The organism is Paenibacillus helianthi (assembly GCF_001909055.1).
Lineage (GTDB): Bacteria > Bacillota > Bacilli > Paenibacillales > Paenibacillaceae > Paenibacillus_AQ > Paenibacillus_AQ helianthi.
In genome coordinates, this window is record NZ_LVWI01000002.1 from 439,648 (window position 1) to 462,758 (window position 23,111).

At 49.1% G+C, this 23,111-nt stretch carries 23 protein-coding genes; 5 read left to right on the forward strand and 18 right to left on the reverse strand.

From position 1 onward, the window contains the following. Positions 1-106 precede the first annotated feature (106 nt). The 3 genes from A3844_RS04675 to A3844_RS04685 form a co-directional block, all read right to left on the reverse strand. The gene (locus tag A3844_RS04675) at positions 107-493 is read right to left on the reverse strand and encodes a DUF3397 domain-containing protein (protein WP_074085666.1); all 387 of its coding nucleotides are present in this window, start codon (positions 491-493) and stop codon (positions 107-109) included. Positions 494-499: 6 nt separating this feature from the next. Beyond that, a complete protein-coding gene (locus A3844_RS04680) occupies positions 500-1,495 on the reverse strand; it encodes a ketopantoate reductase family protein (protein ID WP_244169694.1) in 996 nt (331 codons plus the stop codon). 125 nt (positions 1,496-1,620) lie between these two features. After that, positions 1,621-2,271: an RsfA family transcriptional regulator gene (locus A3844_RS04685; protein WP_074085668.1), complete on the reverse strand. Its 651-nt coding sequence runs from the start codon at positions 2,269-2,271 to the stop codon at positions 1,621-1,623. Positions 2,272-2,616: 345 nt separating this feature from the next. Between A3844_RS04685 and A3844_RS04690 the strand changes: the two genes are divergently transcribed. Continuing rightward, positions 2,617-2,853 (forward strand): DUF2626 family protein, encoded by a 237-nt coding sequence (locus A3844_RS04690; RefSeq protein ID WP_074085669.1) that lies wholly within the window; start codon positions 2,617-2,619, stop codon positions 2,851-2,853. Positions 2,854-3,022: 169 nt separating this feature from the next. Then, positions 3,023-4,159: a coiled-coil domain-containing protein gene (locus A3844_RS04695; RefSeq protein WP_074106748.1), complete on the forward strand. Its 1,137-nt coding sequence runs from the start codon at positions 3,023-3,025 to the stop codon at positions 4,157-4,159. On the opposite strand, the gene A3844_RS04700 is transcribed toward A3844_RS04695, so the two are convergent. Continuing rightward, positions 4,151-5,383 carry an extracellular solute-binding protein gene (locus tag A3844_RS04700; RefSeq protein WP_074106749.1) on the reverse strand — a complete coding sequence of 411 codons (1,233 nt, stop codon included), beginning with the start codon at positions 5,381-5,383 and terminating at the stop codon, positions 4,151-4,153. The genes A3844_RS04695 and A3844_RS04700 overlap by 9 nt on opposite strands. Positions 5,384-5,816: 433 nt before the next feature. Next, on the reverse strand, positions 5,817-7,148 hold the full coding sequence (locus tag A3844_RS04705; RefSeq protein WP_074085672.1) for a PhoH family protein: 1,332 nt from the start codon (positions 7,146-7,148) through the stop codon (positions 5,817-5,819). A gap of 103 nt (positions 7,149-7,251) precedes the next feature. Here A3844_RS04705 and A3844_RS04710 point away from each other — a divergent pair, with 103 nt between their 5' ends. Next, positions 7,252-7,842: a YhcN/YlaJ family sporulation lipoprotein gene (locus tag A3844_RS04710; RefSeq protein WP_074085673.1), complete on the forward strand. Its 591-nt coding sequence runs from the start codon at positions 7,252-7,254 to the stop codon at positions 7,840-7,842. A 48-nt stretch (positions 7,843-7,890) separates the two neighbouring features. Here the strand turns inward: A3844_RS04710 and A3844_RS04715 are convergent, their stop codons facing one another. From A3844_RS04715 to A3844_RS04740, 6 genes are all read right to left on the reverse strand, one after another. Further along, positions 7,891-8,346 (reverse strand): pyridoxamine 5'-phosphate oxidase family protein, encoded by a 456-nt coding sequence (locus A3844_RS04715; protein ID WP_074085674.1) that lies wholly within the window; start codon positions 8,344-8,346, stop codon positions 7,891-7,893. A 70-nt stretch (positions 8,347-8,416) separates the two neighbouring features. Further along, positions 8,417-9,490 (reverse strand): LCP family protein, encoded by a 1,074-nt coding sequence (locus A3844_RS04720; protein ID WP_074103287.1) that lies wholly within the window; start codon positions 9,488-9,490, stop codon positions 8,417-8,419. Between the two features lie 83 nt (positions 9,491-9,573). Continuing rightward, positions 9,574-9,870 carry a YlaH-like family protein gene (locus A3844_RS04725; RefSeq protein ID WP_074085676.1) on the reverse strand — a complete coding sequence of 99 codons (297 nt, stop codon included), beginning with the start codon at positions 9,868-9,870 and terminating at the stop codon, positions 9,574-9,576. A gap of 197 nt (positions 9,871-10,067) precedes the next feature. Further along, entirely contained in the window at positions 10,068-11,912 is a 1,845-nt protein-coding gene (gene typA, locus A3844_RS04730; RefSeq protein WP_074085677.1) for a translational GTPase TypA, read from the reverse strand. Between the two features lie 253 nt (positions 11,913-12,165). Then, entirely contained in the window at positions 12,166-12,678 is a 513-nt protein-coding gene (locus A3844_RS04735) for a hypothetical protein (RefSeq protein ID WP_074085678.1), read from the reverse strand. Positions 12,679-12,983: 305 nt separating this feature from the next. Beyond that, positions 12,984-13,643 (reverse strand): TerC family protein, encoded by a 660-nt coding sequence (locus tag A3844_RS04740; RefSeq protein WP_074085679.1) that lies wholly within the window; start codon positions 13,641-13,643, stop codon positions 12,984-12,986. Positions 13,644-13,875: 232 nt separating this feature from the next. Between A3844_RS04740 and A3844_RS04745 the strand changes: the two genes are divergently transcribed. Continuing rightward, complete coding sequence (locus tag A3844_RS04745; RefSeq protein WP_074085680.1) at positions 13,876-14,571, forward strand: TerC family protein; 696 nt, start codon at positions 13,876-13,878, stop codon at positions 14,569-14,571. 88 nt (positions 14,572-14,659) lie between these two features. Here A3844_RS04745 and thiI read toward each other — a convergent pair whose 3' ends face one another. The 6 genes from thiI to A3844_RS04775 all read right to left on the reverse strand — a co-directional run bounded on the left by thiI (position 14,660) and on the right by A3844_RS04775 (position 19,586). After that, positions 14,660-15,886, reverse strand: a complete 1,227-nt coding sequence (gene thiI, locus A3844_RS04750; protein ID WP_074106815.1) for a tRNA uracil 4-sulfurtransferase ThiI — start codon at positions 15,884-15,886, stop codon at positions 14,660-14,662. Positions 15,887-15,961: 75 nt separating this feature from the next. After that, the gene (locus A3844_RS04755; protein WP_074106750.1) at positions 15,962-17,113 is read right to left on the reverse strand and encodes a cysteine desulfurase family protein; all 1,152 of its coding nucleotides are present in this window, start codon (positions 17,111-17,113) and stop codon (positions 15,962-15,964) included. A gap of 131 nt (positions 17,114-17,244) precedes the next feature. Further along, positions 17,245-17,958: a lytic transglycosylase domain-containing protein gene (locus A3844_RS04760; RefSeq protein WP_074103290.1), complete on the reverse strand. Its 714-nt coding sequence runs from the start codon at positions 17,956-17,958 to the stop codon at positions 17,245-17,247. A gap of 186 nt (positions 17,959-18,144) precedes the next feature. Then, positions 18,145-18,555: a hypothetical protein gene (locus A3844_RS04765; RefSeq protein ID WP_074085683.1), complete on the reverse strand. Its 411-nt coding sequence runs from the start codon at positions 18,553-18,555 to the stop codon at positions 18,145-18,147. A gap of 12 nt (positions 18,556-18,567) precedes the next feature. Beyond that, positions 18,568-18,789 carry a DUF1540 domain-containing protein gene (locus A3844_RS04770; protein WP_074085756.1) on the reverse strand — a complete coding sequence of 74 codons (222 nt, stop codon included), beginning with the start codon at positions 18,787-18,789 and terminating at the stop codon, positions 18,568-18,570. A gap of 299 nt (positions 18,790-19,088) precedes the next feature. Further along, a complete protein-coding gene (locus A3844_RS04775) occupies positions 19,089-19,586 on the reverse strand; it encodes a YpuI family protein (RefSeq protein ID WP_074085684.1) in 498 nt (165 codons plus the stop codon). Between the two features lie 203 nt (positions 19,587-19,789). On the opposite strand from A3844_RS04775, the gene A3844_RS04780 reads away from it, so the two are divergent. Further along, on the forward strand, positions 19,790-21,673 hold the full coding sequence (locus A3844_RS04780) for a S8 family peptidase (protein ID WP_074103292.1): 1,884 nt from the start codon (positions 19,790-19,792) through the stop codon (positions 21,671-21,673). Here the strand turns inward: A3844_RS04780 and pdxR are convergent. Continuing rightward, entirely contained in the window at positions 21,670-23,109 is a 1,440-nt protein-coding gene (gene pdxR / locus A3844_RS04785; RefSeq protein WP_074106751.1) for a MocR-like pyridoxine biosynthesis transcription factor PdxR, read from the reverse strand. The two genes, A3844_RS04780 and pdxR, sit on opposite strands and share 4 nt — an antisense overlap. Positions 23,110-23,111: the final 2 nt, after the last annotated feature.

Here is a 23,111-nt window from a genome sequence, read left to right on the forward strand (position 1 = left end):
ATACAACCAGTGGTCAAAAAAATCTAGAGCAATATTTTCTGAAAACACTTTTTTTTTAAAACTTAAAAGTTTTGTGACGTTGACGCTTCACCGGAGCAATGGAACATTACATGGCTTGTGATATGTAATGGATAAGGCCTACGACTATAAACAGCACATACATGGTACTCATAAAAAAGAATGAAAGTCTCCAAACTGCCCGAAGTAAACGTTTCCCGTCAACATTTCCCTTTAGGCGATTTTGGGCGCCTCCAATCAGTCCAGCGGATATTAATACAATAAGTAGTATAAGGTAAAACCCGAACCGCGAATTAAAAGTGGTATTGAACAAGGCCGATACGGAAAAAAATAAAAATACAGTAGTAATATCCATAGCCAGTAATAACGTATTTCTTTTTTCTTTTCTGAGGCCAATTCCTATGAAATATACAATCAAAAAAGGAACAACCGGAATAACGCTTAATGAAATGAACGAATTCCGCAGAAATTCCAAACAGCCTCACCTCTCCTTCACATTCATGCCTTCTACCATCCGGCAAATCCAGCGGTGTAAAGGGACCGCAATACCCGCGCTATCCGCCATTGCCACAATACTCCCATTGATCCAGCGTATTTCCGTATCCCTGGACGCTAGAACATCAGCGAGCATAGACGAGATGTTACCTGAAGTTGCCCGGCAAACCTCAAGTATCCCCTCCCACGCATGAGTATCAACCTTGATACCGCAGGCATCATATACGGAGGTTGCCTCCAGATACAGTTCTTTCATTAACTGTATCCGCTCCCCGGAGGCGGTCAACTCGCCATTCTGAATGCGCCAGATCGCTGTAAGCGGGTTAATCACAGCATTGAATAGCAGCTTCCGGTAAATCATGGTATCCACTTCTTTCGACACCAATGCCCTGAATCCTGCTGCTGTGAGAGCATGTATCAAACTAATTGCCGCGGTGTCATCCTCCTCTAAGGTGTCTTTTGGAACATTTGAGGTTTTGTTTCCTCGCTTCCCTATAAATGTTTCCCCATGCCCCGTATGACTAATCTCTGTTAATGTCTTCCTCTTGGCCGCTTCAGTAGTCACTGCAGCCCAGACTGAAGCCTCCGGCAAAAGCTCCTGAAGAAGTTCAAGATGTCCATTACCGTTCTGAAAGCAAACCACATGGAGTCTAATATGCCGAAGAGGCGCCAAAATCTCTGGTAGAGTAGCGTGAAACGCATTCTGCTTGAGCATAATGGCTATCCATTCCCCCGGTTGCCGGAGGATCGTTTCTGAGAACCTGGTTATTGGTCCTGCTTGAAAGCTTGTGCCCGGAAAGTGCTGGCTAACCCTCCCGTCTTCGTAACTTATGGTTATTCCAGACCGGGTTAACTCCCCCGCTTGTTCCTCGCTCCGGCACCACACTCTAACTTCTGCGCCAGAGAGAATCAGCTTTCCGGCAAGCAGAAGGCCGAGTGAGCCTGCACCGATAATATCCATTTTCATGCCGACACCCGCCATCTTGTACACATTTTCCTCATTATATCCTTTCTCCAGTAAAAGAAAAACAGTCACTATCTATACAAAAAACCCGCAAATGCTGGCGGTAAGCCGCTGCATGCGGGATTTGAAGAAGCATAATTCGTTTATTCAATCCGTTCCAAATTACCGTTGGCATCCATTTTGAATCTTGTCTTCATTTCCTCTTCTTCTTCATTAAGAAAAGCAAGTCGCCGCGCCCGGTCCATGATCTGAATTAAAGCTTTGTAATCATCATTGACTACGCGATAGTCACTTTGGGCCAGATTGACCTCTTTGGACAACCTTTCATTTTCCACCCTCAGCTCAGTTAATTCATCTTCTTTCTCGCGCAAATCCCGCTCAAGCATTTTCAACTGGCGGCCGGCTTCCTGAAAACTGCCCTTCCACTGTCTTAAGAAGCGGATAACAGCGTCAATGGACAAAGTGTTCTCGCCTAGTCCCTCGCTGCGGCTGTACTCCTCTTCCATGTTTCCGAGAATAAGCCCCGCTACCTGTGCGCCTCTAGCGGAGGGCTGCTTTTTCAAATAGCTCCGCTTTTGGCGTTGGCTCTTGGCAATTCCAATTGCATCTTCATAGCTCTTGCGAACACAGCTGTTCCAGCGAAATCCGCATGCCGCCGAGGTTCTGCCGATTTTTTCACCCACCTCTTCAAAAGCAGCAAGCTGTGTGCTGCCTTCCCGGATATGACGCAGCGTTATTTCGGCCAATATCAAATCATCTTCCACGCTCCAAGCATCCTGTCTAACGGCTGTCATAAAGCCTAACCCTCCTAACAACATCATGAAATAACCATCTTCATAACCGGCAGCTCCGCCGGATAGTGAATAGGATAAAAGCTGCTTACTCCATTTCTATGCCTCTATTAGAGTTCATAGAATCTATTTGATACTAAATTGTATTTCCATTTTGGCTAAACCTCATACTTGCTATGCTATAAATTCTCTACTTTCAAAATAAAACGCCGTGTCTATAACAAAAATCATAATAATTCCAAAAAAACAGCTTTTTTTCAATGAATTCGTTTACACCATTTATTCCAGCCGTTATAATATAGCTACAAAGAAGAAATTGCCGGATACATACAGGAGGGGGATGTTCTCTTGGACCGCATGTTTCGTGTCTTGGGTTTTTTTACGCTTGTTATTGGACTCATGGCTTTTGCCGGGAATTTAACGGAGATGGCTCTGCTGTTCTTTCTGCAAACCGCTTTTTTCGTGATCCTCGGATATATGAAGTTTACAGAAAAAGTCTATATTCTGCTTTTTTGGGGATATATGATTCTGACATTTACCGGCTTCAGTTACTGGACGATCTTCGAAATGGGTCTGCCGCTGTAAGTTTTTCTAAGTTTATAGAAACGGAGGCTATTCCTTCTTCTGAGGAGCGCTTCCGTTTTTTTGTGCATTCATAGTAGGTCTTGGAAAGAAAAGAGGGTATGATATTTTAGCAGGGCTTATCATATTATTAGTACATACATATTCTGATCTCTTTTAAGGTGGTGGAGTGGTGCGATCCTGCAATAATCGAAGCCGTTATACTTGTGTTCTTCTCATCCTTCTCTGCTTTACTGTGCTGCCGCTGACGCCCCCAGACTTTTTAAGTGCAGATCCGGGTACGGGTCTATCCTCTAGCTCTCCTCCTGTCATGCCTGATAATGAGGTCACCCGCAAGCTGCTGGAACAGACGTTATCCTCGGCAGAAATTGAGCAGGAGATATCACGGATCACCACTGAGCAACAGGCTCTTGAGGAAAAAACATCGCTACTGGAAAAAAGGGCAGCTTCTCAGCAAAGTGCAATTCAGAATCAGCGGGAGCAGGCTGGCGCTATCATACGTTCTTATTATATGGGAGAGAGAGATGGACTCCTGACTGCAGTACTTTCGGCTAAAAGCATCGGCAGATTACTGGCCTTGTATGATTATTATGAAATCATTATTGGAAGAGACCGAGACATTCTGTCGCAATATGAGGTGGATTATAAAAAGTTAAAAGCAACGCTTTCCGCGGCACAGCGCAGTTCAGAAGAGCTTGCGACGCTCAAAACAGCTTTGGTGCAGCAGAAGGATCGGATCGAGGCATTACATGAAGATATTAATAAAGGCATTCAGTCCAGCAGTGATCCGGCCAGCATGAGCGCCTTATTGGAGGAATTCACGAAATATTGGGAAAACATTGGGGTTCACGAAGTCAAAACCTATTTCAAAGCTTTGTCCTCTGCCATGAAGCATCTGCCAGAGTTCGTTCAGAGTCATGATGGGCTCATGACCCGTAAAGGTATGATCTACAATTTGGCTCTAAAGGAAGAGGATCTAAATGAATTCCTCTTGTCGCAGAATGAATTGTTCAAGGATTTTGCCTTCCATTTCAATGATAATGAAATAACGGCTTCCGGTAAAAGTGGCGGATTATCACTGACGCTGACCGGCCATTACACCATTCAGGAGGAACCGGTCAACGGATTGATATTCCATGTCGATCATGTATTATTTAATGGCCTTGAGTTGCCCGATACTACGCGCAAGACTTTGGAGGAAGAATTTGACCTGGGTTTCTATCCGGAAAAAATCGTCTCTTTTCTCCGTGCAACTGAAGTGAGCAGCCGGGACGGTGTGTTACATGTGAAGCTCTCCCTCTCATTCTGAGGCCTGTGCAGCCGCGGCTGCATATCCCGCCGGATCAAGCTTTCCTGTCAGCAGTTGTGTTACTGCCAGCGACAATGCTGTCCAACCGCCTGTTGATTTACTCTCAAGATTCGTTTCGTCTACAAGCAGCAGCCGGGTGTCAAAAGGAAGCTTTACGCTCTCCGGCAACCCTGTACGGTATAGCTCATCGAGTGCAGGGAGCCGCCCCGTATTCTCCAGCCAATCGAGCTGTTCTGTGCTGGATGTGACATAGGACAGCCAATTGACAGCTGCCTCCGGATTACCGGATTGTGCGGGGAGTGCGAAGAAGCGGCTGTAGATCGCCTCATACCCTGACCCGCTACTGGCGGTAAGCGGCGCTTCAGCGGACAGGGTAGAGTTCCCGTGCTTCTGCCATTCCGAGAGCGGAAGCGCAGCAACTGCAAGCTTACCATCCTGAAGCATATCCCAGAGGTCTGTGTTCGTACGGCTGGTGAGAAAGAAATAATTGCCTGCATATTGTGTCCATTCCAGCAGAGCTGGACTGATCGATTCCAGGTTTCCGCCCATGCTCTCCAGAACTGCCGAATAGCCGTAGGGGTTACGCGTATCCATTGCCAGCAGGTATCGTTGCTTATTTGGCTGTTCACGAATTACTTTAAGCAGCTCATTCCACTGCTCCAGACTTCTGGGCAACCCTGTAATTCCCAGTTCCGCGAGCCGCTTCGGCGAATATACAAGTACGTAGGGGTCAATATCAAGGGGAACTCCCCAATCGTAACCATTCCATTGCATTTGCGGAATCAGGGTGGTCAGCGGTGCACTTCCCGGAACACTCTGGTAAATATCTACCGGCAGCAAATAGCCTTGTGTCGCCAAGTCCGTGATGCTGCGGCCGTCGGTCATAATAATATCCGGACTCCGGCCAATCGTCAGATCCTGCTGCAGAATCTCATTAGCTTCAGCGCTGTCAACATTGCTCAAGATTACCCGGGTACCGCTCGACAAGCTATAGTTATTGCTGATCCGTTCCAGTTCATTAAATTCCTCTTTGCTCATGGACACCCGGATGCTCAAGCTTTCAACATTGTCTTTATCGCCAGATTCAGAATGCTCTGATGGGTTAAGCGGCTGCTTCAGCGGATAGGTATCATCACTGGTGTCCAGCTCCATGCTGGGGGACAGGCTTGTCAGCGATAGCAATAATATAGCAAACAACAGCCAGTAGTTTCTCCTTCTCAGCACGATTCTTTCTCCTCCCGCCTATGACTCGTCACCCCTATTTTACCAGATGATTCTCCGCTTGTCTGCGGGTTTGAAAACGTTCTCTTTCTATTATATAGGTGTGAACGGCGAGGACCAAAACTTTGCGGCATTTGGTCATTCCGAGAAAGATTTGGACTTCCGATCGCTGTTATCCTCAGATTTCCTGATTTGAATTACCGCCGCTGCGGTAGAAATTCGAGGATAAAGGCGAACGCTACCGCTTCTCCAGTTCCAAACTTCCTCTCCATTCTTTGCCACAAAAAAATTTATCCCCCGCCGTTCCTTTGGGGGGGGCAATGACAAACAGCCGGAAATGATCTCCCGGCTGTTTGCTGTAAATTGCAGCCCTTCTGCGGCTGGACTGATGAAAGAGTACTAATTGGAAAAGGATGCTGGTATGTTAGCCCGATACTTATAGCAAGTCGGCAGCCAACTGGGCCAAGTGTGAACGCTCGCCCTTTTCAAGGGTAATATGTCCGCTGATCCCCTGTTGCTTGAACTTCTCCACGATATAGCTGAGTCCGTTGCTTGCAGCATCCAGATAAGGATGATCAATCTGCTCGGGGTCACCCATAAGGATGACTTTACTGCCTTCTCCCGCTCGGGAGACGATGGTCTTCACTTCGTGGCGGGATAAGTTCTGTGCCTCATCAATGATAATGAATTGAGACGGAATCGAACGTCCGCGAATATAGGTGAGGGCTTCCACTTGAATACTGCCGAGACCCATCAAAATTTTATCGATATCACCGGACTTCTTTGTATCGAACAAAAATTCCAGATTATCATAAATCGGCTGCATCCATGGACGCAGCTTTTCGTCTTTCTCGCCGGGAAGGTACCCGATATCCTTACCCATTGGCACCACCGGACGGGCAATCAGCAGCTTCTTGTACTTATGCTCATCTTCTACTTTGAACAGTCCGGCAGCCAGAGCCAGTAACGTTTTCCCTGTTCCCGCTTTACCGGTGATAGTGACCAACGGGATATCGTCATTGAGCAGCAGCTCCAGCGCCATCCGTTGTTGAGCATTGCGGGCACTGATTCCCCATACCGCATCATTTCCTAGATAAAGCGGCTCCAGACGGGACGCATCGCTGTTGACTTTAAGCAGAGCCGATTTGCCGGTGCCAATCTCATCCTTTAAAATAACAAATTCATGCGGGTACAACGGATAAGACAAGGATAATTGTTTGATAGACAAGGAACGGTGGCTGTAATATTCATCGATAAGCGAAGGATGGACCATCAGCGATTGATAGCCGGAATACAGCTCATTCAGATCACCCGTACGGTCGGATAAATAATCCTCCGGTGTTATGCCAAGCACATCCGCCTTGATGCGGACGAGCACATCTTTACTCACGAGCACCACAGGACTTGGTTCAGCCTTTTCATTCTCCTCATGGAGATAATTAAGCGCGACAGCCAATATCCGGTTATCATTGGAGACTTCACCGAACATTTCTTGTACTTTTACGAAGCTGCGGTGGTTAAGCTCTACCTTCAGCGTGCCTCCATGCTCCAGTACCACACCGCTATGCAAGTGGCCGAGTTCACGAAGTCCGTCTAATAAGCGCGACACGGTGCGGGCGTTGCGGCCGATTTCATCGGCATTGCGCTTCTTGGAGTCGATTTCTTCCAGGACTACTGCCGGAATGACAACTTCATGCTCCTTGAAAGCAAAAATCGAATTGGGGTCGTGCAAAAGCACGTTGGTGTCTAGTACAAATATCTTTTTCATGTTATCCCCTCCACAGCGCCTGGTTTGATTGGTCATACATAACTCTATTCAGCGAGGGTAAGCTAAGGTAAAGACCTGATCTTTCGCTGAAAGGAGTACGCATATGAGAAAATCAATGTGTCTGTTGCTGGTACTGCTGCTGCTGACAAGCTGCGGTATCGCTAATAAAGAGTCATCACCCTCTCCTCAGGATAAACAATCGGCAAAATCATTAAGCAGCCAGGGGAACCAGGGAGTGCAAAATTTATCGGGTGAAGGAGCCACTGCCGCCCCCATACCTTATTCACAGCCCGGACAACCTTCTGACGGCAGAGGTGAAAGTGATGTTGTACTCAAGGACCATTTTGAGCGGCTTGCCAAAAGAGTTCCCGGTGTAAAGGGCGCTCACTGCGTCGTTATGAACAATGTCGCTGTTGTCGGTATTGATGTTGATGGATCTCTTACCCGGTCCCGAGTCGGAAGCATTAAATATTCTGTGGCAGAAGCCATCCGCAAGGACCCTAGAAGCAAGGATCCAAGAAGTGTAAAAGCATTCGTCACCGCTGACATGGATATATCCAGCAGACTTGCCGAAATGGGCAAACACATCAGCAAGGGACATCCGGTGTCTGGTTTCGCCTCTGAGATGGCAGACATTATCGGACGTATTATCCCGCAGCTTCCGAAAGATACCAAGCCCAAAGGCAATCAATAGAAGCTGTCTTGGTTCAAAGAATTGGACAAAAAAAGCCTAGTGACTTGATCACTGGGCTTTTTGCATGGCGGCAAACACCTGTCCGTCCAGCTTATCAGCCGCACGCGCATCGTATACCTTCGCATATTTTGGTGCGGACTCCAATTGTGCGCCATAGAAAAGCGCATTGCGGACCGCTTCAATTTCAACATCAAAACAGCACATCTTGAACGGAACATCGGACAGCGGATCCTGCCTGACGGAAGCACGACCGTTAATAGCATGAACGGTACCCTCGCCAAAGACCGTGATGGTGACCATCGGATTTACCTTCATGTTGTTCACAAGTCTGGAACGGTGGTCGACAGCCAGTCGCACAATAGAAGGGCTAACTGCATAGATCCAGGAAATCGCGGTGGACGTTGGTCCGCCAGTTTCCGCATCCACAGTGTTCAGTAGAACAAAAGTTTCCGACTGCAGCATGGTAAGCAATGTTTCGTTAAGCTGTGCAACGGCTTCGGACATAAGTACAGGCCCCCTATGCAGCTTGGATGCATTCAATTTATTATATTATAGCACATGCCCGAACTTGCATTCAATTTTGGGATGTTGGTGCAATGCCGGCAATGCGGTCTTGAAGACTTTTCTTGGCTGCGTCCAGCTCTTCATCGTTAATATATACATATGGGCTGCGCCACGTTCCGGTTACCGGTTTGAATTCAATGTTCTCCTTGGAAATCTTCCAATAGGTAGTGATCATATTCTTGATCTGTTCATTCTCAATATCAGTCTTCATATTGTCATCCACAGCGTCGAGCACCTTACCGATCTTCAGAACACCGCCCAGTGACTGCATCTGTCCAACCAATGAATGCAGAACTTCGTTCTGGCGTTTGTTGCGGTCAAAATCATCTGAAGCCTTGGTCTTCGGGCTGCAGTTCGACTTGCGGTAGCGCACGTAATCGAGCGCATCATCGCCGTTCAGCTTTGCCGGCCCCTTCTTCAGGTCGATATCCGTACCATCTACACTATCCGTGTAACACATATTTTCACTAATATTGACATCCACTCCGTCCAGCTCATCCACAACATCACGGAAGCCCTGGAAATCAAGGACGGTCACATAATCCACATCAACATCAAGGTATTTGCCCATCATGGTCTTCATCTCATCTTCAGCAAGAATACCTGAGGTCTTCTCCTTGCTTTTGAACCGGGCATAAAATTCATTAATCTTGGTCTTCTTGTACCCGCTAAGCTCCACATAAGTATCCCGGGGAAGCGAGACTACTGTAGCGGACTGTGTTTTGGGGTTAAGCGACACGACCATAATCACATCGGTCAGATTGGACGGATGCTTCGGCCGATTGTCTGTCCCCAGCAGCAGCATTGTGATGGGCTTCTCTGAGGCGGAATGTCCCGCCTTTACTGGCTGGTCTACACCGAAACTGCCTTGGTCAAACTTCCAATACAGAAAGCCGCCATATCCCAGAACAGCGAGAATGACAATGATTAGAATAACCAAAAGCATTCTTCCCATCCTCGCCAATGCTCCGCGTTTCTTAACATTTTTCTTTGGCACGGGTCTAACCGTGCTGTTCGGCTGCGGTCTGCCGCTTCTCTGATTCCCGCTAGATCTTGGAGGCAAACTGCCTTTATTTGTACTCATAATGGAATAAGGTCCTTTTCATATCAACTGGTATTCAATTGCTCACTCTTCAATTAGACGAATTCAAGCGGCAAAAGTTGCGATTACTGTCGTTTGCCCGCTGCTGCCGCCTTACGTCTCTGCCGGGCCTCAACCATGTAGCGGACCCGCACAAGCAGCATAAGCCCTACAGCCACCAGCAGGCACTGGATAATGGGCAGCTTGTCGTGCTGGAAGATGAGCAACATGCCCGAGCCCACCGCCATCATCAGGTATAACACAATTTCCTTGCCGATAGGCAGCTTCTGATTCACGCGGAAAACGCGGTTGTACACATAAGTCAGTAAAATAAAGATGACAATGTAAGCGACAATAGGATGCTCAGCGAACCAGATCTGCAAAGCTCGTCACTCCCTCCGGGAATAAGTTCGCTTACATTATAACATTCAACACGCTTTTATACCGCAAGAATCCTAAGAATTTGAGGGAATTCAAATCGGCTTATTGAAATCAAAAACCGCCGGAATGATCCGGCGGCTTAAAAGAAGAACGGAATGCTGTACTGTGGCAGAGCAAACAACCATTCGTTCAGAACAACTTAGGCTTGGCTGGCTTGCGCCGCTTTGCGCTGTTTTTCCACACGTTCGCGTTCGCCCTTATTCAGGATCTTTTTGCGCAAACGGACAGATTTTGGTGTGATTTCGCAATATTCATCATCGTTCAGGTACTCAAGCGCACCTTCCAGTGAGAACAGGCGAGGGGTCTTCATCTTCACCGTTTCATCCTTCGTTGCCGAACGAACGTTGGTCAACTGCTTTTCTTTGCAGATGTTAACGATGATATCGTTATCGCGGGTATGCTCCCCTACGATCATGCCTTCATAAATTTCAGTACCTGGTTCCAGGAAGAGAATGCCACGGTCCTCAACGCCCATCATGCCGTAAAGAGTAGTGTTTCCAGTCTCACTGGATACAAGCACCCCTTGATGACGTCCGCCAACCTGGCCACCAATCAGTGGAGCGTAGCTGTCAAAGGCATGGTTCATTACACCATAGCCGCGTGTCAGCGTCAGGAAGTACGTATTATAGCCGATCAATCCGCGTGCAGGAATCAGGAATTCCAGACGAACCTGTCCGGTACCGTGATTGATCATGTTGACCATTTCCGCTTTGCGAGTACCCAGACTCTCCATAACGGCTCCCATACTTTCTTCAGGAATATCAATCATCAGACGCTCAAGCGGCTCCATTTTGGCACCGTCGATTTCCTTGACAATAACCTCAGGTTTGGATACCTGCATTTCATAACCTTCACGACGCATATTCTCAATCAGAATCCCCAGGTGAAGCTCACCGCGTCCGGAAACGATAAATGCATCCGGGCTGTCAGTTTCCATCACGCGCAAACTCACATCGGTTTCAAGCTCTTTGAAGAGCCGCTCACGCAGCTTACGGGAAGTCACCCATTTACCTTCTCTACCTGCAAAAGGACTGTTGTTCACGAGGAACGTCATTTGCATGGTTGGTTCATCAATCTTCAGGACAGGCAGCGCTTCAGGGTTCGCCGGATCGGCAATCGTCTCACCGATGTTAATATCCTTGATACCGGCAATGGCCACGATGTCGCCAGCGCCCGCTTCTTCTGTTTCTACACGCTTAAGACCCTGGAAGCCGAACAGCTTCTCGATACGGGCTGTTTTGCTCTTGCCGTCACGCATGATGACCGTAACGGATTGGCCTTGCTTAATTATGCCACGGTTCACGCGTCCGATAGCAATACGTCCCAGATATTCATTGTAGTCCATCAATGTTACAAGGAACTGCAGTGGTTCTTCAATTTTTTCAGTTGGAGCCGGGATATGCTGGGTAATGGTTTCGTACAGTGCAAGCATCGTTTCATCCTGCTTCTCAGGATCCATGCTGGATGTACCGTTAATTGCGGAAGCATAAACAACCGGGAACTCCAATTGGTCGTCACTGGCTTCAAGCTCAATAAACAGATCCAGGACTTCATCAATAACTTCCTTCGGACGTGCAGCCGGACGGTCAATCTTGTTCACGACAACGATAGGTGTCAGGTGCTGCTCCAGCGCCTTACGCAGAACGAATTTCGTTTGCGGCATGCAGCCTTCATACGCATCGACAACTAGTAGTACACCGTCAACCATCTTCATGATGCGTTCTACTTCACCGCCGAAGTCGGCGTGTCCAGGGGTATCTACGATGTTGATCAGGAACTCTTTATAGGTAATTGCTGTATTTTTGGCTAGGATGGTAATTCCGCGTTCCCGCTCCAGATCGTTCGAGTCCATGGCCCGTTCTTGCAGGTGCTCGTGAGCGCTGAAAATTCCTGATTGCTGCAGAAGCTGATCGACGAGTGTTGTTTTGCCATGGTCAACGTGGGCAATGATCGCAATATTGCGGATATCTTTTCTTGAATGCATGATTTGTATCCAAATCCTCTCATTTATCAAATTAAAAATGTTTAAATTTATAGCTTGTCGCGGCAGTCTCACAAAAGAAGCGCCAGGCAGAAAGCCGACGCTTCAACATATCCTTAATATTATAGTGAAAGTACTATGAAAAGCAAGTCTTTTTATGAAAAAACGGTTTCCAACTCCGTTTAATTTTGCTAAAGTTGCATTCGGGCAATTTCCCCGTTCCTTCTTTGATCTAGTTTCGCGGAATATAGCTGTTTTACCAGCCTCCGTTCCACTTTTTACGGCCCCCCGGTTTGCCCCGTCCAAAGATCAGCCAGGCACCTGCTGCAATCAGAATAGCTCCGAGCAAATAGAGTGCTCCCGTTCCCAGCATGCTGAAGATCAACAGTACAAGACTGAGCAGTCCCAGAAGGACAGCTGTAGTCGTAAGTCCGCCGTTTCGTCCCGGTGAATAGAGCGAATACTCATACAGTCCGACAGCTATGCCTAGCAGCAGCAACGGCCACAGATGAGACATCAGTCCCCAGCCCCAGGTATTGCAGAAACCCAGCAGCAAACCGTATACGGTCAGTATCCCAGCGGGCAGCAGCACGGATGCGGGAGCCCGGCGGCTGAAGAAAAGCACATGCAGGAACAGGCCGGGAACCAGAATCACGAGTGGCCACAGAGCACGCCCGAGAAAGCCGAACACCCCCAGCTTTCCGAACAGTATCACTATGCCGGCAACGAATATAAATATACCCAGTTTCGCGTCATTTTTGGAAGACATTTTCCACCCGTCCCTTCAAGATTCATGTCTCTTCACTCAGACCCGCCACTGCGACACACAAGCATGTGACAGGATTCCCTTTATATTTTATCTGAAAAATAAATAAAACACCATCATTCTTCTTGTTATTGGTTCCCATGCTAAGAAGAAACGACTTCACCGTCCTCTGAAAGAGGCTTGCAGCCGTTTCTCCAAAAATATAAGGATAATTTATAGCGTGAAACATATCAATTCTTATATTTCAAAAAGACCGGGCCAAAGCTGTTGTACAGCTCTGACTCAGCCTAGGGATCCTTTTCAGAGTTCTACTTTACCGATAAGGTGCCGCGCTTGAACAAGCCCGATACCACCACAATGATTCCGAGCAGTAGCGGCAGCATCGAGTGGATCGACGGCAGCAGGAAGGAAATCACCGCACCAAATTTGGCATCCTGAAGCAGCATATCTCCCGCCGTATATGCAAGAATATATGCCCCAATGTAGATTAGTACTGGGAAACGATGCAGCCAGCCGACAATGATTCCGCTGCCCCAGACTACAATCGGAATGCTTAAAGCGATACCGATCACAATCAGCGCAAGATCCCCCTTCGCCACGCCTGCAATGGCCAGCACATTGTCCAGACTCATAATAAAGTCAGCGAGCAGAATGGTGCGGACGGATTTCCATATGGTAGAGCTCTCTTCTACCCGGACATCCTCTTCCTCCTCCAGCAGCAGCTTGAACGCGATCCACAGCAGCAATATCCCCCCGCCGGCCTCGATATAAGGAATCTTCAGCAGCAGTACTGCGGCAAACGTCAGCAGGCAACGCAGCACAACTGCACCGGCAGCCCCCCACCAAACCGCCAGCTTGCGGTGCTGCTCCGGCAAATTTTTGCTGGCCATTGCGATAACCATTGCATTATCTCCGCTCAGCACGAGATTGATCATCAGTATTTCACCAAGCAGCAATAAAGAATCCATTTGACTTCAGCCTCCCCGAACTGCATGTATTTACATGTATGTCCAAGCCGGGCAAGCTATGCTTCTTGGGCAGGCTTTTTTGCAAGGTACGAATGTCCGGGGTTTTTATAGCGTATACAACACTATACGGTTCAGGGCAACTTCCAAAATGCATACACATACTCAGGATGAACGTTTTGTACGAAGCTGATCCAAAAAGTAATTCTAACAAAACACTAGGAGTGACACGCTCTTGAACACATCCGTTTGGGATTTCATTTTGCCGCTGCTCAATATTATCTTTCTGGATCTGATTCTGGCCGGTGACAATGCCATAGTCATTGGCCTCGCTGCACGGAATTTACAGGGAAAAACACAGAAAAAAGCGATCTTGCTGGGTACAGGCGGAGCTGTAGCACTACGGATTATCGCCACTATTCTGGTAGTTTGGCTGCTTAAGATTCCCTGGCTGCTGCTGTTCGGGGGTCTTCTGCTCATTCTGATTGCTTATAAGCTGCTGACCGGAGATAACGGGGGGCCAAATATTCAGGCCGGGGGGACACTTTGGTCGGCGGTCCGGACGATCATTATTGCGGATGCTGCCATGGGTCTGGACAATGTGATCGCCATCGCCGGGGCTGCCAATCATAATATAGTGCTGGTTGTGCTGGGACTGCTGATCAGTGTTCCAATTGTCGTCTGGGGCAGCACCCTATTCATTAAGCTGATGGGGCGCTATCCCTGGATCATTTATATCGGCGCTGCCGTACTTGGACTGACGGCCTCAAGCATGATTACCGAAGAGCAGCGGATCGGTCCATTTGTTGAGGAGCATCCGCTGCTGCGTGTTCTTTTTATTCTGCTGGTGATTACAGGGATCCTAGCAGCCGGACACTGGAAGCGAGTTCGGGATCACCGGAAATCTGTACATGGCGGACCGGCTGTCTAAGGAATTCCCAACCCGTCACAGGATAACACCGAATGAATAAAGGAGTGCACCATTGACCATAAGGTCTGGTAGCACTCCTTCTTTTAGACTAGAACCATTCCTCTTGAAGCCCAGCGTCCGCCGGGACCATATCCCTTGGCTTTTCATGCCCGTAAGGAGTAATGGTGACCGTCTCTGTGCCGGCGACCGCGGCATCCAGGAGGCTACTATAACCCGGAAGGGTAGCTTCAATTTTATCCACGATCCGCAGGTTAGGATTAGTCGTCGGCGATTTGGGGACAAACAGTGTGCAGCAATCCTCGTAGGGGAGGATAGAGAGTTCATAGGTACCAATGGTTTTGGAAATGTCCACAATTTCGCTCTTGTCCATCATCACGAGAGGACGCAGCAGCGGAAGCGGGGTCGCACGGCCGATTACATTCATGCTGGAAAGCGTCTGACTGGCAACTTGTCCGAGGCTTTCTCCTGTAACGAGAGCCAGTGCCCCCTCCTGCTCAGCCAAACGCGATGCAATCTTCAGCATGGCCCGGCGCATCAACGTAACGATTAGATTATCCTGTCCGATACCGGTAAAAGAGGTCTGCACCTCCGTAAATGGAACAAGATGCAGCTTAATGACACCCGCATATCTTGACAGTACCCGCGTCAGATCTACGACTTTTTGCCTGGCTAGCTCGCTGGTATAGGGAAAGCTGTAGAAATGGACACATTCGATTTCGAGTCCCCGCCGCATGGAGGACCAGCCGGCGACAGGACTGTCAATACCGCCAGACAGCAGCAGCATGGCTTTGCCATTGGTGCCCAGAGGGAAACCTCCCACACAGGCAATATTTTCACAGAAAATAAACGTATGGCCTTCCCGGATTTCAATTCTCAGCTCCATCTGCGGTGACTTCACATCCACAAGCAGACCCGGATAGCCTTGTAGCAGCGGTGTTGAAATAAGCTTATTCATTTCTATTGAACCATAAGGGAATTCCTTCCACACCCGCCGTGCATTCACCTTAAAGGTCGTGCCGGCTGGTGGAGCTGCAATCTGCAAAAAGGTCCGGCTGACGGATAATATATCCTCAAATTCCGATTGTGAAACTTTGACCGGACTGATGGAAGCAATACCAAAAACGTTGCGCAGCACAGCGATCAGTTCCTCTGCCGGTTCTCCGTTCAACTGAACGTAAATGCGTCCGAATTCCTTGCTTAAACTGACCTTGGGAAAGGGTTTGACCATCTCCTGCACATGGCGTAAGACTGTTTTCTCAAACCGCGAGCGGTTTTTCCCTTTTAAAGTAAACTCTCCGAACCGCAGCATCAACATATCCGCATACTCGCTACTTCTTACTAACCCTGCCCTGGGTTCAACCGCGTATCCATTCTCTATCTCTTTCATGTATTACTTCAAGCCTCCTTCAGCTTTCTTCAATGACTGTACCGCAGCCAGCAGCGCTTGTTCAAGCTTGTCAACATCAGCTTCCGTATGGCTATCCCCAAGGCTGATCCGGATACCGCCAAGTGCCGCCGGGACATCTCGGCCCATCGACAGCAATATCCGGCTCGGTTCGGCAAGACGCGAAGAGCAGGCTGAACGGGTCGAGACGGTCATCCCCAGCTCCTCTAGCTTTCGGGCGAGAACCTCTCCCTTCATGCCCGGGTAGGAGAAATGGACAATATGAGGGGCACCGTCCTCTCTGCTGTTCAGAATTAGCTCGGGTATACCTGAGATAAAATGCAGCAGCCGGTTACGAAGCGGAATCAGCCGTCTGCTGAGCTCCTCCCGCTTCTCACCGCTCATTCGCACAGCCTTGGCTGAACCCACAATCCCCGCTACATTCTCGGTTCCGGCACGGTTTCCATTCTCATGAGAGCCTCCCGTCAGGAGTGGAAACAGTGTTACCCCTTCTCTGGCAACCAGGATGCCTGTACCGCGTGGTCCGCGAATTTTATGCGGGGACAAGCTGTACAGATCAGCCTGCCACTCCTTCAGCTGAGTTTCAAGCTTACCGTATCCCTGCACCCCGTCAACATGGAACAAGGTCCGCCGATTCATAGCTTTGATTCCCTCGCCAATCTCCCGCAGCGGCTGCACTGTTCCAATCTCATTGTTGACATGCATGACACTGACAAGCACCGTATCCGGGCGGACAGCAGCGGAAACAGCTGCCGGATCCACGATTCCCGAGCTTTTTGGCGCGACAAAAGTAACCTCCCATCCTAGACCTTGCAGCTGCAGGCAGCTCTCCAACACGGAAGGGTGTTCCAACTGTGTTGTTACGATATGACGCCCCCTGCCCTGATACTGCAGGGCAGCACCTTTTATGGCCAGGTTATTGCTCTCGGTTGCTCCCGAGGTAAATAGTATTTCATTTGGCTGCACGCCAAGTGAAGCTGCGCACACTTCCCGCGCACGGGTGATAAGCCGCTCTGCTTCCACCCCTGCGCGGTGCAGGGAAGAGGGGTTGGCATAATGCAGCCTCATGATTTGTTCTACGGTCTGCACCACCTCATCGTAAGGAGGTGCAGCAGCTGCGTAATCCCAATAAAGCATATATTGAAGGTCTCCTTTGTGTCTTTCTTGGCAGCGTGCAGGAATCTCCTGCAACCCATCTAGGGCGAAAAAGGATCAAACGGTCCTTTGCCACCACTGTGGTCTAAGGGTAACCCGTTTGATCCTTTTTATTATACCGCGTATTTCGCGCGGGCGCGTTCTATTTTGGTGATATAAGCCTGGGTTTCCTTTGGAAGCTGCGACAGATTGGCCAACAGCTCCAGGTCATTGTTAACACCCAGCTTGTTCACACGACCCGGACCGGCATTATAAGCGGCAAGCGCCATGTTCTCCTGCCCGTTATATCGTTTCAATTGATAGGATAAATAGCGTACCCCACCGTCGATGCTCTGAGCCGGGTCAAAAGGATCTGATACACCCAGTCCGTTTGCCGTTCCATCCATTAGCTGCATCAGCCCTTTGGCTCCGGCTGAAGATACAACATGAGGATTAAAAGAGGATTCTGTATCAATAACCGCTTTGATCAGATCAACAGGAACGCCGTATTTCGCACTCGCCGTTTGAATCAGGTCTTCATAATCTGTAGGTTTCGTCTCCGTTATTTCCCCGGAAATGGAGTTATAGGCTTCTCCTCCCCCGCCAATTTGCTGCCACAACAGCCCGTTTAAGGATGAACTGTCCATTGAGGCCAGCGCATTGCCGGTGTCCCCGCTGGTATTCTTGAGTGCACTCTCCTGCAGGAGAGCCGCAAATTCTGCGGATGAGCTGCCCGAAGCTGCCGATTTATTTTTGACCATCACATTTTTAACCTGGGAAGAGCTTCGTAAATCGATCCATTTCAGCTGGCCGGTTCCGCTTCCTGTTGCTGCGGCATTAATCACCATTCTGAGCATTCCTTCTTTCAAGGTTGTTTTATATGTTAAGGTTCTCATTTCAATTCTAAAATACGCCTTTATTTTACAATTTCTCCGTTGTAATTGCTATATGCCGACACGAAAAAACAGACTTCAGACCCGCATAGATAGGTCTTAAAGCCTGTTTCGATTCCCTTCTTACATTGGATTATACGGCTAACGGGCAAAAGGAATCATAATAAAATAGCTGAGTGTGGATACAATTCCCAGCCCCATGGCCCACGCCCCTGCAGTTTTTTGCCCTCTGGCATAGGCATAATAGCCAAGGACTGCTGCAATGGGTCCCAAAATAATAGACCAGATAAATAAGGAAACGATCCCAAACCCCAAGCCGACATACCCAATCGTTCGGCTCCCCGTGTTTGTTCCGTCTTCCTTTTTGGCTTCTTCTGCATCTGCCCCGTTAATATGCCCTCTGTGCACATGAGCCGGCAACGGGTTGATCTCGGCTGCATATTCCTCATTTAGGGCCCTGTCCCGCCGGGGATAATCGATCCTCCGCGGACGCAGAATTATTTTTGGGCGTGAATCACGGTCCAGACTGGAATCATCACTACGCTTGTCCATGGCGGTGCCCTCCTAATCCTTCGGCTTGAACGTCAGACAACAGGTGGCAGAAGAAGTAGACGCATGATCGTGATGGCCCTTGTCAGTCATTTCTTCGGCATACTCTTCCAGATAAGCACTGCCCGAATGTTTGTCGATTTCGATCAAAATTTGATCTGCGCGGCACAGGTTCTGCTCTCCCCAATAATTACAGTTGCTCACACTGCATTTCACAAGTGGTTTGGCGGTTGTCATCGTTATCACCTCGGCTTCATTATGTCCGCGGAAGGCCACACCTATCCTGCAAAAAGGGTTTCCAATTGAACACACGCCCCCCAGCTTCCGCCAACAATCAAGTGGAAACGGCATAGAAATCCTTATAAGGACGGAAGCCGTTTCAGTTTCCCCATTGGTAAGCCTGCCACTCCTACTGCCAAGCCTGTAGCGGACTTTCACCACCAAGTTATCGCCCATGCCGGGGCACGCAAAAAAGACCGCATCTGCCATATCCATGGCAAATGCGGTCCAGTTGTACCGGGACTATTCAGCTCAGGCTATACCTGATTCTGCATGCGTTTCTCGGTCAAATAATCATTTTCATAGTAGCTTAGGTCATCCCGCAGTTCTTCGTAAACCTTGGTGATATCCATAATAATGTCGCGGGCCGGACGAACCGGCTTTTTCCGGAAACGGATGGCATCTTGGCCGGTATAGGCATAACGCCCATCTTCGGAATAGCTTTCATTCTTGGGATAAAAGAAGTTGTTTACCCCAAAATGATATACGTTATATAGCGCTTTTTGCGCAAAGGCTTCATCGAATGTGGCACGCCGCAAAGCAACCCCAAGCTTCTCATATGACATTTCCGAGAACACCAACAAATGGCGGAGATCGGACAAAAAGCCTTGATAAAAGAGCAGCGTTTCCTCATCTTCCTCTGTAGCCAGTTGCGGCAGCGCATGCTGATTCAGGAATAATTCCATTTTTCCGATTACGGATTTAAGCTTTTCTCTCGTCGTTTCACACAGTTTCTGCACATTGGCTGCTGACATGGCGATTGCTCCCCCTTATTATTCCTGGCTCATGAAAGTTGAATTAAATTAAGCGAGGTTTTTCCAAGTGTTTTACTTAGTAAGCACTTACTTTCTGATATTAACATAAATCCTTGGACGACGGTATCCTTTTCTGCAATGCATAAAACCTGTGTTCACTCCTAAACCTACAGCTATTACGATTCCATGAAGGAGCGGAAAATATGTCACGCAAAAATGTAATGCTTGCCGGTCTGGTCACCGCCGCTTTTACCATAGCAGTTCTAACGTTCACATTTCGTTCCGATGGAGAGCCTAAGCCGGGGCAGGCCTCTGTGCCTAATCCTTCACAGGAAAAAACGATTAAGAAGGCCGCACTTACTCAGGATGTCATCGCCACTGACCGCTTGAACCGTGTAGATGTCAGCAAGCATCTGAGAACGATGCTCCTCGAGACGAATGGCAAAACGCCCGAGGATATTTCAGCATATGCCAAACGTCTACAGCAGGGACACGGCCATATCACCATGCTGATGTGGATTGATTTCCAAACGAAGCAGACCAGTACCTTTAAATCATCCTTTCCAGAGGGAAGCGACCAGGAAAACAAACAGCTACTGAAGTATCTGAATACTGCAAAAGCCGCAATCAAGGGGCATCAGGCTTATGAATCCCCTTCTTTTATTATCGGCAATAAAAAATATTATTTCACCGCCCAGCGCGATCAGCAAGGCCGTTATGGGGTCATCGCCCTGATTCATCAAAGGATCCTGGATAAGGTGGCTGAGCACCAGCTCAAGAATCTGCGGCTAATCCCCTATCCGAAGGAAGGCAAGTACCGCGTCGAATCAGTCCACGCCGATACTCTGAAGGATCTCACCGTCAAAACTGGCCATGACAACGAGAATGCCAGCCATTATTACGAAAATGAGATTGTCGTCCGCTTCAAAAATGGTCACCCTACCGCAGGACAGCTGCAGACCATTGCCGCTGATATCCGCAGTAAGGAGCCGCGCAAACTCGGTTACGCCTACATTTTCCGCTCGGGGAAGATGAACTATACCCAGTTAAAAACCTATTTCAACGACAAATGGCATCCGCAGTATACGGAACCTCACTATATGTATTTAACCAATGATGCCGTCAGCGAAAATAAAGCCACAGTAATTACACCGAATGATTTACTTTTTTCCGCTTACCAGTGGAATCTGCCGGCTATCGAAACTGAACAGGGCTGGAATCTGTCCAAAGGCAGCAAAGATGTCATTGTCGCGGTGGTAGATACCGGGGTGCAGGCAAATCATCCGGACCTCAAAGGCCAACTGCTTGCCGGATATAATGCCATAACGAAAACGTCCCCCCCTGACGATGATGTGGGTCACGGCACACATGTTGCGGGAATTATAGGGGCATTAACCAATAACGGAGAAGGTGTGGCCGGCATCAGCTGGTATAATAAGATTCTCCCGGTAAAAGCACTAGACAACTCAGGTGCAGGCACTACCTATTCCGTAGCCGAAGGGATTATCTGGGCTGCAGACAAGGGTGCCAAAGTGATTAACCTCAGTCTGGGCAACTATGCCGATTCGCAATTTCTGCATGATGCGATTAAATATGCCTACGACCGCGATGTGGTAATTGTATCCGCTGCAGGAAATGACAATACAGAACGTCCTGGTTTTCCTGCCGCCTATCCCGAGGTCCTTGCAGTTGCTGCAACAAATGCCACGGGTGAAAGAGCTTCCTTCTCCAATTACGGGGAATATATTGATGTCGCCGCTCCCGGGGAGAGCATTGCGAGCACTTATCCCGACAACCAGTATGCGGCACTGTCCGGAACCTCGATGGCCAGCCCGCATGTTGCGGCACTCGCCGGACTGGTGCGTTCGCTGAACCCGGCTCTGACCAATAAGGAAGTAATGGCAATGATGACATCAAACGCCATAGATCTGGGTGATCCCGGCCATGACAAATATTACGGCTCAGGCCAAGTGGATATCTACAGGACTCTGCAGGCAGCAGCGGGAGGCGAGGTTCCGCTTCAGCTGTTCCCGCAACGTGTCGGCCGCCAGCTCAACAGTCTCCGGCAGAGTCTCGAAAATCATTAATCCGAAGAGCGGAGATGCTTGTCCAGCAAAATAAGGAACAGCTTCAGGCCACGCTCCATATCCGCTTCCTTCATTTGCGAATAGCACAAGCGGATATGTCTTGAAGGCTGATCACCGGCATAACACACATCGCCGGGCAGAAAAGAAATGCCCTCCTGCTCCGCCAGCTCATGGAGCTTCTTAATACCGGATGCGGAAGGAAGCTGCAGCCAAAGATTCAATCCTCCTTCGGGAAGAACCCATGTCACGCCCGGTGGGGCATATTGCTTCAGCAGCTTGGCAGCCTTCTCCATTCGTCTCCGGAGGGCAATCCGGAGTTTGCGGGCATAATCCTCATATTTATGGGCAATGAACGGGAGTATAGCCCCCTGCGTAAGCAGAGGACTTCCCAGATCACTGGCCGACTTGGCAGCGATCAGCCTGGACAGAATGTTCCCCTCAGCAGCCACACAGGCGATCCGGCAGCCCGGGGCAATGACTTTGCTGAAGCTTTTCATATATACTACATGCCCGTCCTCATCCATTGACTTGATTGAAGGGGGAGGCGGTGTGCGGAAATACAGGTCGCTGAACGGATCGTCCTCCACAATCAGACAGCGGTAGCTGCGGGCAAGCTCCAGCAGCCGCTGTCTTCTTGTTATGCTCATAGTGACACCGCTAGGATTCTGAAAGGTAGGGTTGGTATAGATCAGTTTGGGCGGCCTGGCATCACACAGCCGGGTTAGCACATCCACCCGCATCCCCTCATGATCCATAGGCACAAAGATCATCTCCGCTCCTCTTCCGGCAAAAACATCTATAGCCCCGGTATAACTAGGCGCTTCCAGATATACAGTATCCCCCGGACCCACAAAGGTCCGTGCTACAAGATCGATCCCCTGTTGTGTTCCACTGGTGATCATCAGCTCGGCGGAACTGATGTGTATGCCGCGAGGCTGCAAATGCCTGCGCATGATCTCACGCAGCTCTGGATCACCCTGAAAATTGCCGTAGGAAGCCATCAATTCAGGCTGGCCCGTTACCAATGCTGCCATGGTCGAACCAATCGGCTCGAGAGGAAGCAGTTCACTATGAATCGCTGCCAGATGGAATGGGAATTCCACCTCGGTGTAGTCAAAATTGCGCCACAGCTGTGCACGCGGCAAATAATCATCGTATCTGTCCTGCCAGCGTGTCCCGTTCCCTGCTCCGCTTGGCTCATGCTCCGCTACAAAGCAGCCTTTGCCCTGGCTGCATACAATATGTCCCCTCTTCTCCAAATCAGCGTAGGCTTTGCTCACCGTAACCTGGCTTACTTTCAGTGTAACTGCCAGTCCCCTGACGGAGGGGAGCCGGGTTCCCGGCTGCAGGAGCCCGGAAGTGATCCGCTGAGCCAGCGTATCACTGATTTGCTGCGGCAAGGCTTTGCTGCCGCTGCGGAGCAAATCGATATGCATTC